This window comes from Cellulomonas avistercoris (assembly GCF_014836445.1).
In the GTDB taxonomy this organism is placed as follows: Bacteria; Actinomycetota; Actinomycetes; order Actinomycetales; family Cellulomonadaceae; genus Cellulomonas; species Cellulomonas avistercoris.
In genome coordinates this window covers 133,456-148,217 of sequence record NZ_JACSQV010000011.1, presented here as the reverse complement: position 1 = coordinate 148,217, position 14,762 = coordinate 133,456, and the positions used below count along the sequence as shown (strand labels likewise).

The following is a 14,762-nucleotide window of genomic DNA, read 5'->3' as shown; positions in this document are numbered from 1 at the left end:
GGGCCCCCAATGGGTGGCAGACCCCACGCCGACCCGCGGGCCGGCCCAGGAGAGGAGAGCACCGATGCTTCGCCCCCAGGACACCCTCACCCGTGAGCGCAAGAGGCTGGACGGCCTGTGGGACTTCCGCCTCGACGCCGAGGCGGAGGGCCGCACGGCCGGCTGGCAGGACGGCTCGCTCGCCGGGGCCACGCGCATGCCGGTCCCCGCGAGCTACAACGACATCGTCCCCGGCACGCAGGGGCGCGACCACGTCGGCGACGCCTGGTACCAGACCGTCGCCCGCGTGCCCCGCGGCTGGGCCGACCAGCGCGTCGTGCTGCGGTTCGACTCCGCGACGCACGCCGCGACGGTGTGGCTCGACGGGCAGCGTGTGGTGCAGCACGAGGGCGGCTACACGCCGTTCGAGGCCGACGTCACGCAGCTCGTCACCCCGGGCGCGGAATTCCGCGTGACCGCGCTGGTGAACAACGAGCTGACGTTCCAGACCATCCCGCCGGGCATCGTCCACGACACCCCGCACGGGCGCCGCCAGCAGTACTTCCACGACTTCTACAACTTCGCCGGGCTGCACCGCAGCGTCTGGCTCTACGCGACGCCGACCACGTACGTCGACGACGTCACGGTCGTCACCGACGTCGACGGCACCACGGGCGTCGTGCGCTACGACGTCGTCGCGGCCGGCCCGGCGGCGGGCGACGTGAGCGTGCGCGTCACGCTGCGCGACGCGGCCGGCGAGGTCGTCGCGCAGGCCGACGGCGCGTCCGGCACGCTCACGGTCCCGGACGCCCACCTGTGGGCGCCGGGCGACGGCTACCTGCACGACGCGCACGTCACCCTGCTCGACGCGGCCGGCGAGGTCGTCGACGAGTACCACCAGAGCGTCGGCATCCGCAGCGTCGAGGTGCGCGGCACGCAGTTCCTCGTCAACGGCGAGCCGTTCTACTTCCGCGGGTTCGGCAAGCACGAGGACACGCCCGTGCGCGGCAAGGGCCACGACGACGTGTTCCTCGTCCACGACTTCGCGCTCATGGACTGGATGGGTGCCAACTCGTTCCGCACGTCGCACTACCCGTACGCCGAGGAGGTCTACGACTATGCCGACCGCCAGGGGATCGTCGTCATCGACGAGGTCGCGGCGGTCGGTCAGAACATGGGCCTGGCCGGCGGGATCTTCGGCGGGCAGAACTACACGACGTTCTCGCCCGAGACCGTCGACGACGACGCGCAGGCCGCGCACGCCCAGGCGATCCGCGAGCTGGTCGCGCGCGACAAGAACCACCCCAGCGTCGTCCTGTGGTCCATCGCGAACGAGCCGGAGTCGGACACCGACGCCGCGCGCGCCTACTTCGAGCCGCTGTTCGCCCTGGCGCGCGAGCTCGACCCGTCGCGACCCGTCGGCTTCGTCAACGTCATGCTCGCGCCGCACGGCAGGTGCCAGGTGTCCGAGCTCGGCGACGTGCTCATGCTCAACCGGTACTACGGCTGGTACGTCCACACCGGCGACCTGGCCGCGGCCGAGGACGCGTGGCGCGCCGAGCTCGAGCAGTGGGCGGGCGACGGCAAGCCGATCATCATCACCGAGTACGGCGCCGACACCGTCGCCGGCCTGCACTCCCTGACGCCGGAGCCCTGGTCCGAGGAGTACCAGGAGGCGTACCTCGACATGAACCACCGCGTCTTCGACTCCGTCGACGCCGTCGTGGGCGAGCACGTGTGGAACTTCGCGGACTTCCGCACCTCCTCGACCTCGGTCTTCCGGGTCGACGGCAACAAGAAGGGCGTCTTCACGCGGGACCGCCGGCCCAAGGCCGCCGCCCACCTGCTGCGCCGTCGCTGGACCAGCGCCGGCTGACCGGGCGGCACCGCGCCCCCGACCCGACCGTGGCACCGCCGCCACGCCCGTCCCTTGGAGAAGGCCATGACCAGCACCGCCGCTGTACCGGCTCCCGCCCGTGCCACGTCCGGCACCGCCCCCGGGCGGCTGCGCCTGCGCAGCTACCTGGGGTACGGGGCGGGCGACGCCGCCAACAACCTCGCGTTCTCGATGACCTCGATGTTCCTGCTCGTCTACTACACGGACGTCGTGGGGATCTCGGCCGCCGCGGCCGGGACGCTGTTCCTCGTCGTGCGCGTCTGGGACGCCTTCGCGGACATGTACGCGGGGCGCGTGGTGGACAGGACCATGACGCGCTGGGGCAAGTTCCGCCCGTTCTTCCTCTTCGGCTCCCTGCCGCTGCTGCTCCTGTCGGTCGCCACGTTCACCGTCCCCGGCGGGCTGGGCGGCACCGGCAAGCTCGTGTACGCCTACGTCACCTACGCGGCCCTCGGCCTCGCGTACAGCCTCGTCAACATCCCGTACGGCTCGCTCGCGTCGGCCATGACGCAGGCGTCGGACGAGCGCGCACGCCTCGCGGGCTTCCGCATGATGGGCACCGCGGCCACGATCCTGCTGCTCGCCTTCGTCGTGACGCCGCAGATCAAGAACGCGGAGAACCTCCAGCAGTCGCTGACGATGACGACGCTGCTGTTCGCGGTGATCGGCTTCGGTCTCTACATGATCCTGTTCGGCACGTCCCGCGAGACGGTCCAGCGTGACGTGGCCAAAGTGTCGCTGCGCCAGAGCCTGGGGACCCTGCGGGGCAACCGCCCGCTGCTCATGCTGTGCGCGAGCGCCGTGGCGTTCCTCACCGGCATGTTCACGCTGCAGACGCTGCAGCTGTACTACGCCCGCGACGTCATGGGCGACGCCGACTACTTCATCGTCCTGACCCTGGTGAGCACCGGCGCGATGTTCGTCGTCTCGCCGCTCGTCCCGCGCCTCGTGCGGCGGTTCGGCAAGCGCGGGTCGTACGTCGGGTCCGGCGTCGTCGCGGTCGTCGCGTCGATCGGCATCGCGCTCGCACCGCCGTCCGTCCCGGCCGTCGCCATCGGGTTCTTCACGCTCTACGGCGTCGGCCTGGCCGCGGTGAACGTGCTGATGTTCGCGCTCGAGGCCGACACCGTCGAGTACGGCGAGTGGCGCAGCGGGGTCCGCACCGAGGGCACGACGTACGCCGTGTTCTCCTTCACGCGCAAGGTCGGGCAGGCCGTCGGCGGCGCGGCCGCCGCCTACGGGCTGGGTCTGGTCGGCTACGTCGGCCTCGCCGACGCGCAGGCACCCGCGACGCTCGACGGCATCCGGTACGTGGCCGGCTTCGTGCCCGCGGTGTTCATCACGGTCGGCGTGCTCATCATGCTCGTCTACCCGCTGACCGAGAAGGTGCACGCGCAGATGGTCGCCGAGGTCGCGAAGCGTCGCGCGGCGCGGGCGACGACGGAGGCCGGGGCATGAGGGGCGTGCCCGACGCGCCCCGGTCGACGCGCCGCGGCCACCACGACGACCGCCTGATGCCGCTGGACCCGGGCGTGCGCGCGCTCGCGCGAGACCTGTACCGGCAGGTCCGCGACCTCCCGATCATCTCGCCGCACGGCCACGTGCCCGCGCGGCTGCTGCTCGACGACCAGCCGTTCGGCGACCCGACGTCGCTGCTCGTCACGCCGGACCACTACGTGACCCGGCTGCTGCACGCGTCGGGGGTGCCGCTGGACACGCTCGGCGTGGGCCGCGGCCCGCTCGACGAGGACGCCGCGCGCACGGCGTGGCGCGCGCTGTGCACGCACTGGCACGTGTTCCGCGGCACGGCCGTGCGGTACTGGCTCGACGCCACGCTGCACGGCGTCTTCGGCACCGACCTGCGGCCCGGCCCGGACACGGCGGACGAGCTGTACGACCTGCTCGCCGACCGGCTGCGCGGCCCCGCCTACCGTCCGCGCGCCCTGCTCGACCGCTTCGGCATCGAGGTGCTCGCGACGACCGACGACCCGGTCGACGACCTCGCCGCGCACGCCGCGCTGCGCGACGACCCGACCGTCACCACGCGGGTGCTGCCGACGTTCCGGCCCGACCGGTACCTCGAGCCCGCTCACCCGGGCTGGGCGGAGGCGGTCGCGCGCCTGGGGGAGGCCGCCGGCACCGGCACCGGCACGTACCGCGGCTGGGTCACGGCCATGGCGGAGCGGCGCGCGTACTTCCGCGCGCACGGTGCCGTCTCGGCCGACCACAGCCACGAGGACGTGGGCACCGCACCGCTCGACGACGTCGACGCCGAGCTGGTCTACGCGCGTGCGCTCGCGGGCACGGTCGCGGCGGACGAGGCGGTCGCGCTGCGGCGGCACATGCTGCTGGAGATGGCGCGCCTGTCGACGCAGGACGGCCTGACGATGACGCTGCACCCCGGCGTGCGGCGCGACCACCACGGACCGACCGCCGCACGGTTCGGCCCCGACACCGGGCACGACATCCCGCTGCCCGGCGCGTTCACCGACCACCTGCGCCCGCTGCTCGAGCGCTACGGCACCCACCGGGACCTGCGGCTCGTGCTGTTCACGCTCGACGAGTCGGTCGTCTCGCGCGAGCTGGCCCCCCTGGCGGGGTTCTACCCGTCGGTGTACGTCGGCGCGCCGTGGTGGTTCCTCGACGCACCCGCGTCGATCCGCCGGTGGCGCGAGTCCGTCACCGAGATCGCGGGCCTGAGCCGCACGAGCGGGTTCGTCGACGACACGCGCGCGCTGTGCTCGATCCCGGCGCGGCACGACATGGCACGCCGGCTCGACGCGGGGTTCCTCGCGTCACTCGTCGCCGAGCACCGGCTCGACGACGACGAGGCCGCCGACGCGCTCGTGGACCTGGTCAGCGGCCGGCCGGCCGAGGTCTTCCGGCTCTGAGGAGCCCCGGCGGGTGCTCTGCAGGGTGCGGGTCCGCGCCGAGGGCCGGTGCGGCAGCGGTAGAGTCCCATCACGGCAGAACCACCGCCCGTAGCCGGGCAGATCCGCGAGGAGCACCCACTGGTGACCGTCCGCCCAGCCGCCGTCGTCGTCCTCGCAGCGGGTGAGGGCACCCGCATGCGCTCCGCCGTCCCGAAGGTCCTGCATCCTCTCGGGGGTCGCAGCATGGTCGGGCACGCGCTGGCCACGGCGCGTGCGCTCGAGCCGCAGCGCGTCGCGGTCGTGGTCCGCCACGAGCGCGACCTCGTCGCCGCGCACGTCCTGGAGATCGACCCGGACGCGCTGCTCGTCGACCAGGACGACATCCCGGGCACCGGGCGCGCCGTGCAGGTCGCGATGTCCGCGCTGGACGCGGCCGCGCAGGCCGCGACCGCCGACGCCGCGACCGGGTCCGACGTGGCCGGCGCCGCCGCCGAGTCGGTGCTCACGGGTGCCGTCGTCGTCGTCGCCGGTGACGTGCCGCTGCTCGACGCCGGGACGCTGCGCGAGCTGCTCGCGGCCCACACCGCCGACGGCAACGCCGTGACGGTCCTCACCACCGAGGTCCCGGAGCCCACCGGCTACGGGCGCATCCTGCGCGAGCCCGGTACGGGTGACGTCCTGGGCATCGTCGAGGAGAAGGACGCCGACGCGGAGCAGCGCGCGATCACCGAGATCAACACGTCGGTGTACGTCTTCGACGCGGCGGTGCTGCGCTCGGCGCTGGCCCGCCTGGGGCGCGACAACGCGCAGGGCGAGGTCTACCTGACCGACGTGCTCGCGATCGCGCGGGCCGACGGCGGCCACGTGCGCGCGCTGCGCACCGACGACCGGCTGAGCGTCGAGGGCGTCAACGACCGCGTCCAGCTCGCGGTGCTGCGCGCCGAGCTCAACCGCCGCCTGCTCGAGGACTGGATGCGCGAGGGCGTCACGGTCGTGGACCCCGCGTCCACGTGGGTCGACGTCGACGTCGAGCTCGCGCGCGACGTCACGCTGCTGCCGGGCACCCAGCTGCACGGCGCGACGGTCGTCGGCGAGGGCGCGACGGTCGGCCCCGACACCACGCTGACGGACGTCGAGGTCGGCGCCCGCGCGACCGTGGTCCGCACGCACGGCTCGCTGTCGGTCGTCGGCGAGGGCGCCACGGTCGGACCGTTCGCCTACCTGCGGCCGGGCACGGACCTGGGCGCGGACGGCAAGATCGGCACCTTCGTCGAGACGAAGAACGCGCAGATCGGCACGGGCTCGAAGATCCCGCACCTGTCCTACGTGGGCGACGCGACCATCGGCGAGCACTCGAACATCGGTGCCGCGTCGGTGACCGTCAACTTCGACGGCGTCAACAAGCACCGCACCGTCATCGGCTCCCACGCGCGCACGGGCTCGGACAACATGTTCGTCGCCCCCGTCGTGGTGGGTGACGGCGCCTACACGGGCGCCGGCACGGTCGTGCGCCGCGACGTGCCGCCGGGCGCGCTGGCCGTCAGCGCCGGCTCGCAGCGCAACATCGAGGGCTGGGTCGCCCGTTCGCGGGCCGGCACGCCCGCCGCCGAGGCCGCCGCCCGGGCGCGCGGCACACGCGACGTCGCGGGCCTCTCGCCCCAGGCGCGCGCCGAGCTCGAGCGTGCCGCCACCGCGGCGGTCCCCGTGACCCCGCCCCCGCGTCTGCCCGGTCAGCCCGCGCAGCTCGACGACCCGACGGACGCCACCGGCGCCGCCACCACGACCGAGGACGGGCAGCGATGACCGGCATCATCAGCCATGACGGGGAGAAGCGCCTGGTCCTGACGACCGGCCGCGCGCACCCCGAGCTCGCGCAGGACGTCGCGGACGCGCTCGGCATCGAGCTGCTCCCGACGACCGCGTACGACTTCGCCAACGGCGAGATCTACGTGCGCTTCGGGGAGTCCGTGCGCGGCGCCGACGCGTTCGTGCTGCAGTCGCACTGCTCGCCCATCAACCAGTGGATGATGGAGCAGCTGCTCATGGTCGACGCGCTCAAGCGCGCGTCCGCCAAGACGATCACCGTGATCGCGCCGTTCTACCCGTACGCCCGGCAGGACAAGAAGCACCGCGGGCGCGAGCCGATCTCCGCGCGCCTCATGGCCGACCTGTTCAAGACCGCCGGTGCCGACCGCATCATGAGCGTCGACCTGCACGCGGCGCAGACCCAGGGCTTCTTCGACGGCCCGGTCGACCACCTGTGGGCGCAGCCGATCCTCGTCGAGTACGTGCGGACGCGCGTCGACACGACGAACGTCACGGTCGTGTCGCCCGACGCGGGCCGCATCCGCGTCGCGGAGCAGTGGGCCGCGAAGCTGGGCGGCGGCCCGCTGGCCTTCGTGCACAAGACGCGCGACATCCGCAGCCCCAACAAGGCCGTCGCGAACCGCGTCGTCGGTGACGTCGAGGGCAAGAGCTGCGTGATCGTCGACGACCTCATCGACACCGCCGGCACGATCACCGGTGCGGTGCGCGTCGTGCTCGAGGCCGGGGCCAAGGACGTCATCGTCGCCGCGACCCACGGCGTGCTGTCCGACCCCGCGGTCGAGCGGCTCCAGGCGTGCGGTGCGCGCGAGGTCATCATCACCGACACGCTGCCGATCGCCGAGGAGAGCCGGTTCCCGCAGCTCACGGTGCTCTCGATCGCGCCGCTGCTGGCACGGGCCATCCGCGAGGTCTTCGACGACGGCTCGGTGACGTCGCTGTTCGACGGCAACGCCTGACGTGGGCCGCGCCGGCCACGACGACCGCCCCCGCGGCGGCGTGACCGTGCGCGGCTGCGGGGCGGCCGACGCCGTGCCCGACGTCGTCGTGGCCGACCTGGCGACCGAGGTCCGGGCCGACGACGTCGGCACCGCGTTGCGCGAGGCCACGGTCGCGCTCGCCGCCGTGCGCGCGTCCCTGCGCGACGCGGGTGTCGAGGACCGCGCGGTGCGCACGGGCGCGACGTCGACGTGGACCGAGCAGACGGGCGTCGACGGTGACGTGGTGCTCGTCGTGGCCCGGCTCGGGCTGGCCGTCACGCTGCGCGACGTCGCCACCGCCGGGGACGTCATCGGCAGCGCCGTGGCGGCCGGTGGCTCGCCGGTGCGGCTCGGTGGTCTGCGCCTCGTCGTGAGCGACCCGGCCGCGGCGCAGGTGCGGGCGCGCGAGGCCGCGTGGCAGGACGCGGCGGCGAAGGCCGCCCACCTCGCGGCGCTGGCGGGACGCGCGCTCGGCGCGGTCCTGCGGGTGGACGAGGACGAGCTCCGCGGTGCCTCGCCGCTCTTCGCCCGGTCGGCGGCGGCCGACGCCTTCGCGGTCCCGGTCGAGCCCGGTGAGCAGACCGTGCAGGCGGCCGTCACCGTCCGGTGGGCGTGGGCACCCGACCCGGGGGTCGAGGCGGACGCCGCCGTCCGGTAGGATCACCAGGTTGCCTCGGCGAGGGACGACGGACGGTCGAACCGGAAGCACCATCTCCGGTCGGCCCCCGGCTCCGTGATCGACTGGGTGGTCGCCTCCGCGTGCCCGTCCTGCGTCCCGCGTCGAGGCCACCGGGCCACGTGCCCGCACCACCCGAGGGGTCACCACCCACGGGGCAGCACGCCAGACCAGCGCCCGCGCACCACCGCGGAGCCACGCCACGCCTGAGGAGCACCAGTGTCCGAGATCAAGCTCGCCGCCGCCGCCCGCACCGAGTTCGGCAAGGGCGCCGCACGCCGCCTGCGCCGCGCGCACCAGGTCCCCGCCGTCCTGTACGGGCACGGCACGGAGCCCCTGCACGTCGCCCTGCCGGGCCACGAGACGATGCTCGCGCTCAAGCACTCGAACGCGCTGTACTCGATCGAGCTCGACGGCACGTCGACCCTCGCGATCGTCAAGGACGTCCAGCGCGACGTCGTCCGCCAGGTCATCGAGCACGTCGACCTGCTCATCGTGAAGAAGGGCGAGAAGGTCTCCGTCGACGTGCAGGTGCACATCGTCGGCGAGTCCGCCCCCGGCACGATCCACGTCGTCGAGACGCAGAACCTGTTCCTCGAGGCCGAGGCGACGAACCTGCCGCAGTCGGTCGAGGTCTCGATCGAGGGTCTGGCAGACGGCGCCGTCATCACCGCCGGCGACGTCGTCCTCCCGGAGGGCGCCACGCTCATGGGCGACCCCGAGGTGACGGTCGTGACCATCAGCACCCCGCAGGCGTCGGCCGCCGACGTCGCCGCCGACGAGGCCGCGAGCGACCTCGCCGCGACCCAGTCCGCCGCGTCGGCCGCAGCCGCCGAGAAGGCCTGACCTTCCCGCAGCACGTCACGACGCCCGGTACCGTCCACGGTGCCGGGCGTCGTCGTGCGTCCGTCCTGCCGGCCGCCGGCGCCCCCGCACCCTGGAGGACCCCCTCGTGAGCGACGCCCCCTGGCTCGTCGTCGGCCTCGGCAACCCCGGTGCGCAGTACGCCGGCAACCGCCACAACGTCGGCCAGATGGTGCTCGACGAGCTCGCGCGCCGCGCCGGCGTGACCTTCGCCTCGCGGGGCGGCGGCCTGCTCGGCCGGCGCCCGCAGGCGGCGACCGCCGACGCGCGCCTCGGCACGCTGCCGGGCGGCGTCCCCGGACCCCGCGTGGTCCTGGCCAAGCCCACCACGTACATGAACGTGTCGGGCGGGCCCGTCGCAGCGCTGGCCCGGTACCACGACGTCCCGGCCGAGCGCGTCGTCGTCGTCCACGACGAGCTCGACATCCCCTTCGCCGACGTCCGCCTCAAGCGCGGCGGCGGGGAGGGCGGGCACAACGGTCTGCGCGACACGACGAAGGCCCTGGGCACCAAGGACTACGTGCGCGTCCGCGTGGGTGTCGGGCGTCCGCCGGGCCGGCAGGACCCGGCCGACTTCGTCCTCAAGGACTTCTCCGGGCCCGAGCGCAAGGACCTGCCTTGGCTCGTCGACCGTGCCGCGGACGCCGTCGAGGCCGTCGTGACCGACGGGCTCGAGGCCGCGCAGCTGAGGTTCCACACGAAGGCCTGACCCCCGCACCGGACGTTCACCCGACCGTCGACGCCGCGTCACCCGCCTGCCCCCGAACTGTTTCACGGATGGGGTGAAATCGGGCACAAAGGTGTCAATCTCCCGAAATCGCCGTATAGCCTCCCTGTGGCACGAGGAGCTGGGACGGCAACGGGGGAGAGATGACACTGACGACGGACCGGGAGGCGGAGCTCGACGACGGGGTCGCGGAGCGCCGAGGACGTGCGCTCGAACCGCGGCGGTCGTGGGCGTCCTCGGAGCCGTTCGTCCGGCGTGCCACGCGTGAGAACTCGGACCCGGCGGTCCGCTCGATCGCCTGGGCGGCGGTCAGCCGCCGCTACGGCCTGGTCGCCGTGCTGCTCGACATGCTCGTGGCGCTGCTCGTGGGCGCCTCGGTCATGGCTCCCGCGCACGGCCTGCTGACGGCCACCCGCCTCGCCTGCGGCGGCGCGGCCCTGTTCATCGCCCTCGTGGTCGTCTCGGGCGGCTACCGCAGGAGCGCGGCGGGCGACGGGCCGGGCGAGTTCCAGGCCCTGCTGCGTGCCACCGCGGCCATGGTCCTCATCCTCATGACGATGGGCTACGTGCTGCGCGTGCCCGTGCCGCGCAGCTACGTGCTGATCGGCGTGCCCGCCACGCTCGTGATCTGCTGGGTCGCGCGGCACATGGAGCGGCGCCACCTGCACAAGCTGCGGATGCAGGGCGAGGGCACGATGCGCACGGTCGTCGTCGGCGACGAGGTGTCGGCCGCCGGCGTCGTGCGCAACATCGCCGCGGTCCCGCACCACGGCTACCGGATCGACGGGGTCTGCGTGCCCTCGGTCGGGACGGCGACCACGGTCGCGGGCGTCCCGGTGCTCGGCGCGGTGGCCGACGTCGTGCAAGTGGCTGTCGACCGCGGTGCCGACGTGGTGCTGGTGACCGGGACGTGCCTGAGCGGTGACGCGCTGCGCCGCCTGTCGTGGGCGCTCTCCCGCGCCGGTGCCCAGCTCGTGGTCGTCCCGGACATCGTCGAGGTCGGCGCGCCGCGCCTGACCGTGCGCCCGACGGCCGGTCTCTCGCTGCTCGAGGTGCAGGTCGCCTCGCCGCGCCCGCGCCTGGTGATCAAGCAGGTCCTCGACGTCACGCTCGCGGGGCTCGCGCTCCTCGTGCTCGCGCCGATGCTCGGCCTCGCGGCGCTCCTGGTCGCGGTGACGTCCCCGGGCGGCGCGATCTACCGGCAGGTCCGGGTGGGCCAGGACGGCACGCAGTTCGTGATGTACAAGCTGCGCACGATGTACCGCGACGCCGACGAGCGGCGCGCCGCCCTCCTTGCGTCCGGCACCCACGACGGCGTCCTGTTCAAGATGGCCGACGACCCGCGGGTCACGCCCGTCGGGCGCGTCCTGCGCCGCTTCTCGATCGACGAGCTGCCGCAGCTCGTCAACATCATCAAGGGCGACATGGCGCTGGTCGGTCCGCGCCCGCCGCTGCTCGAGGAGGTCGAGGCGTACCACGACTCCGTGCACCGGCGGCTGCACGTGCGGCCCGGCCTGACGGGTCTGTGGCAGGTCAGCGGCCGGTCGGACCTGGACTGGGAGGAGTCCGTGCGGCTCGACCTGCGGTACGTCGACAACTGGTCGGTGTCGATGGACCTGCTGATCCTCTGGAAGACCGGTCGGGCTGTCCTCGGCGGGGCCGGGGCGTACTGACCCGAAGGTGCACGACCAGCAGTGCGGCGCGACGGCGGGCCGCTCCCACCGTGAGCGCTAGTGCAAGGAGCAACTGATGAGCAACCTGACGATCGTCGGGTACGTCCCGGGCGGCTTCGACATGCTGCACATCGGGCACCTGAACATCCTGCGGGCGGCGCGGGAGCGCTGCGACCGGCTCGTCGTCGGCGTGGCCGTCGACGAGTCGCTCGTCGCGATGAAGGGCCGTCCCCCGGTGATCCCGCACGAGGAGCGCATGGAGCTCGTCGCGAGCCTGCGCTTCGTCGACGAGGTCGTGCCCGACCACGCGCAGGACAAGCGCGTCGCCTGGCACGCGCACCCGTTCGACGTCCTCTTCAAGGGTGACGACTGGGCCGGGAGCGCGAAGGGCGAGCGGCTCGAGCGCGAGATGGCCGAGGTCGGCGCGCGTGTCGTCTACCTGCCGTACACGCCGTCCACGTCGTCGACGATGCTCCGCGAGTTCCTGGTGTCGGGCGCCGCGCGCGAGGGCGCGGCGTGAGCGCCGCCGCGAGACCGGCCCGCCCCCTGTCGATCGCGATGGTCGGGACGCGGGGCGTCCCGGCGCGCTACGGCGGCTTCGAGACCGCGGTGGAGGAGGTCGGTCGCCGGCTCGCCGACGCCGGCCACCGCGTGCGGGTCTACTGCCGCTCCGGCAACTCCGAGCTGTCGTCGTACGCCGGCATGGAGCTCGTGACGCTGCCCGCGCTGCGCCAGCGGTCCCTCGAGACGCTGAGCCACACCGGGGTGTCCGTCGGGCACCTGCTGGGCCGGCGGACCGACGTCGCCTTCGTCTTCAACGCCGCCAACGCGCCCTACCTGCCGCTCCTGCGGGGCGCACGCATCCCGGTCGCGACGCACGTCGACGGGCTCGAGTGGCAGCGCGCCAAGTGGGGCGGGGCGGGACGCCGGTACTACCGCGCCGCCGAGACGGCGGCCGTGCGGTGGTCCGACGCCCTCATCGCGGACGCCGTCGGGATCGCGGACTACTACCGCGCGGAGTACGACGTGCCGACGACGCTGCTGACGTACGGGGCGCCCGTCCTCGACGCGCCCGGGCACGACGCCCTGGCGGACGTCGGGCTCCAGCCCGGCGCGTTCCACCTGGTCGTCGCCCGGTTCGAGCCCGAGAACCACGTGGACCTGTGGGTCGAGGGCTACGTGCGCAGCGGCGCGCGCCACCCCCTGGTGGTCGTCGGGTCCGCGCCGTACGCCGACGAGTACACCGCGAAGGTCCACGCGTCCGCGCAGGGCGACCCCCGCGTGCGGTTCCTCGGCGGGGTGTGGGACCAGCGGCTGCTGGACCAGCTCTACGCGAACAGCCTGACCTACCTGCACGGGCACTCCGTCGGCGGCACCAACCCGTCGCTGCTGCGCGCGATCGGCGCGGGCGCGGCGACCGTCGCGTACGACGTGTCCTTCAACCGCGAGGTCGCCGGCGACGACGGCGTCTACGTGCGCACACCGGCCGAGGTCGCCCGCGCGCTGGAGGACGCCGAGGCCGACGAGCCCACGACCAGGTCGCGCGGGACCCGCCTGCGTGAGCGTGCACGCGCGTACGACTGGGACGAGGTCGCCGCGGGCTACGAGCAGCTGGCCCTCGCGCTGGCCGAGGGCCGGGTGCCCGGGCCGCGTCCCCGGGCGTCGCGGCGGGGAGCCGGCGCCGCGCCGGCCCGACAGACGGAGACGGTTCGATGACGCAGACGTCCACCTCCCCCGCCGCGGGGCAGGCCGAGACCTTCCGCGGGACGCTCGACCGGCTCGCCGGCGCGCAGAAGGGCGCGGCGCGCAGCGCACCGGCCTACTCCCGGTTCGTCAACCGACGGCTCGGCCGCGTGCTCGCCGCCTGGGCGTACCGGCGCGGGCTGTCACCCAACGCGGTCACGGGGATCAGCGCGCTGTGCACGTTCACGGCGATCGCGCTGCTGCCGCTGGTGGCGCCGAGCGCGCTGCTCGGCGTCGTCGTCAGCCTGCTGCTCGTGCTCGGCTACGCGTTCGACTCGGCGGACGGCCAGGTCGCCCGGCTGACGGGGAAGGGCAGCCCCGCGGGGGAGTGGCTCGACCACATGGTCGACGCCACCAAGATCGTCACGCTCCCGCTCGCGCTGGGGGTGGGCCTGTACCGCTTCGACGTCGTGGACCACGTGTGGCTGCTGGTGCCCGCGCTGCACGCCGTCGCCGGCAGCGTCTACTTCTTCGGCATGATCCTGACCGAGCAGATGCGCCGGGCCGCGGGCGTGGTGAGCACGGCCGCCACGGGTGGTCGTGCACCGTGGCTCCGGTCGGTGCTGGGGATCCCCACGGACTACGGCACGACGTGCCTCGTGTTCCTGCTGCTGAGCGTCCCGACCGCCTTCTTCGTGGGCTACGCGGCGATCGTGGCGGCGACCCTGGTGGTCGCCGTCGCCGCAGCGGTGTCCTGGTACGGTCAGCTGCGCCGGCTGACGGCGAACGAGGCAGGTGCGGCATGACGACGCGGAGGTGGTCGGCCGTGAGGACCCGCCCCGTGGCGCGGCTGGTGGTCGGTGCGGTGCTCGTGACCAGCGTCGTGGCCTGCACCGGGCCGGACGGCTCGGAGCCGCGCGTCGCCGGGACGGTTGACGTCGCGACGCCCTCGGTGACCGCGTCGCCCTCGCAGCCGGACGCCGGTGACGGCCCGGCGCCCGACGCCGGCGACGAGGGTGCTGCGCCCGGTGACCTGCCGACCGCCGCACCCGTCGAGCTCACCGAGGTCGCCGACTTCGGCACCGGCGTGACGGCGGAGATCCAGCAGGTCGAGGCCATCCAGGCCGAGGGTCGAGGCCCGGGTGAGCTCTCGGGCCCCGCGCTGGCCTTCCGGATCGCGGTCACGAACGGCTCGGGCGCGCCGGTCGACGTCGACGCGGTCACGGTCAACGTCGCCGACGCGACGGGGGCGCCTGGTGCTCCGTTGGCCGGCCCGCCTGCGGAGCCGCTCACCGGCTCGGTCGAGCCGGGGGCGTCCGCCGTGGGGACCTACGTCTTCCTCGTCCCGGACGACGCCCGGGACCGGGTGCGGCTCGAGGTGTCGTACTCGACCGACGCCTCGGTCGTGGCCTTCGCCGGCGATCCGGACGCGGCGAGCCGACGCTCCTGACGCGCCGGGCGGCCCGGCCGCGCCCGCACGCCGGCACGACCGCCGTGCGGCTGCGCGGTCGGCGCGCCGTCGTGCGCCCCCACCTGCACCCCTGCACCGCGTCATGGACGGGTGTCCGTTTTCACCCGGAGTTTTC

At 74.0% G+C, this 14,762-nt stretch carries 13 protein-coding genes; all 13 read left to right on the top strand.

What is annotated here, in order from left to right; all coding sequences use genetic code 11:
* The first annotated feature begins 64 nt into the window (after window positions 1-64).
* The 13 genes from uidA (at window position 65) to H9657_RS13385 (ending at window position 14,626) form a co-directional block, all read left to right on the top strand.
* Window positions 65-1,855: a beta-glucuronidase gene (gene uidA / locus H9657_RS13445; protein ID WP_191783924.1), complete on the top strand. Its 1,791-nt coding sequence runs from the start codon at window positions 65-67 to the stop codon at window positions 1,853-1,855.
* 66 nt (window positions 1,856-1,921) lie between these two features.
* The gene (uidB, locus tag H9657_RS13440) at window positions 1,922-3,334 is read left to right on the top strand and encodes a glucuronide transporter (RefSeq protein ID WP_191783923.1); all 1,413 of its coding nucleotides are present in this window, start codon (window positions 1,922-1,924) and stop codon (window positions 3,332-3,334) included.
* Complete coding sequence (gene uxaC / locus H9657_RS13435; RefSeq protein ID WP_191783922.1) at window positions 3,331-4,767, top strand: glucuronate isomerase; 1,437 nt, start codon at window positions 3,331-3,333, stop codon at window positions 4,765-4,767. Before uidB ends, uxaC begins: the two co-directional genes overlap by 4 nt.
* 120 nt (window positions 4,768-4,887) lie before the next feature.
* Complete coding sequence (gene glmU, locus H9657_RS13430; protein WP_191783953.1) at window positions 4,888-6,552, top strand: bifunctional UDP-N-acetylglucosamine diphosphorylase/glucosamine-1-phosphate N-acetyltransferase GlmU; 1,665 nt, start codon at window positions 4,888-4,890, stop codon at window positions 6,550-6,552.
* Window positions 6,549-7,532 carry a ribose-phosphate diphosphokinase gene (locus H9657_RS13425; protein ID WP_191783921.1) on the top strand — a complete coding sequence of 328 codons (984 nt, stop codon included), beginning with the start codon at window positions 6,549-6,551 and terminating at the stop codon, window positions 7,530-7,532. Before glmU ends, H9657_RS13425 begins: the two co-directional genes overlap by 4 nt.
* 1 nt (window position 7,533) lies before the next feature.
* Window positions 7,534-8,211 carry an SIMPL domain-containing protein gene (locus tag H9657_RS13420; RefSeq protein ID WP_191783920.1) on the top strand — a complete coding sequence of 226 codons (678 nt, stop codon included), beginning with the start codon at window positions 7,534-7,536 and terminating at the stop codon, window positions 8,209-8,211.
* Window positions 8,212-8,448: 237 nt separating this feature from the next.
* Entirely contained in the window at window positions 8,449-9,075 is a 627-nt protein-coding gene (locus tag H9657_RS13415) for a 50S ribosomal protein L25/general stress protein Ctc (RefSeq protein ID WP_191783919.1), read from the top strand.
* A gap of 106 nt (window positions 9,076-9,181) precedes the next feature.
* A complete protein-coding gene (gene pth / locus H9657_RS13410) occupies window positions 9,182-9,802 on the top strand; it encodes an aminoacyl-tRNA hydrolase (protein WP_191783918.1) in 621 nt (206 codons plus the stop codon).
* A 161-nt stretch (window positions 9,803-9,963) separates the two neighbouring features.
* Window positions 9,964-11,493: a sugar transferase gene (locus H9657_RS13405; protein ID WP_191783917.1), complete on the top strand. Its 1,530-nt coding sequence runs from the start codon at window positions 9,964-9,966 to the stop codon at window positions 11,491-11,493.
* Window positions 11,494-11,569: 76 nt separating this feature from the next.
* A complete protein-coding gene (locus tag H9657_RS13400; protein WP_191783916.1) occupies window positions 11,570-12,013 on the top strand; it encodes an adenylyltransferase/cytidyltransferase family protein in 444 nt (147 codons plus the stop codon).
* 38 nt (window positions 12,014-12,051) lie between these two features.
* Window positions 12,052-13,209 carry a DUF1972 domain-containing protein gene (locus H9657_RS13395; protein ID WP_191783952.1) on the top strand — a complete coding sequence of 386 codons (1,158 nt, stop codon included), beginning with the start codon at window positions 12,052-12,054 and terminating at the stop codon, window positions 13,207-13,209.
* Window positions 13,206-13,982 carry a CDP-alcohol phosphatidyltransferase family protein gene (locus H9657_RS13390; protein ID WP_191783915.1) on the top strand — a complete coding sequence of 259 codons (777 nt, stop codon included), beginning with the start codon at window positions 13,206-13,208 and terminating at the stop codon, window positions 13,980-13,982. The genes H9657_RS13395 and H9657_RS13390 overlap by 4 nt, the downstream gene beginning before the upstream one ends.
* Before the next feature lie 20 nt (window positions 13,983-14,002).
* Window positions 14,003-14,626 carry a hypothetical protein gene (locus H9657_RS13385; protein ID WP_191783914.1) on the top strand — a complete coding sequence of 208 codons (624 nt, stop codon included), beginning with the start codon at window positions 14,003-14,005 and terminating at the stop codon, window positions 14,624-14,626.
* The last annotated feature ends 136 nt before the right edge of the window (window positions 14,627-14,762 follow it).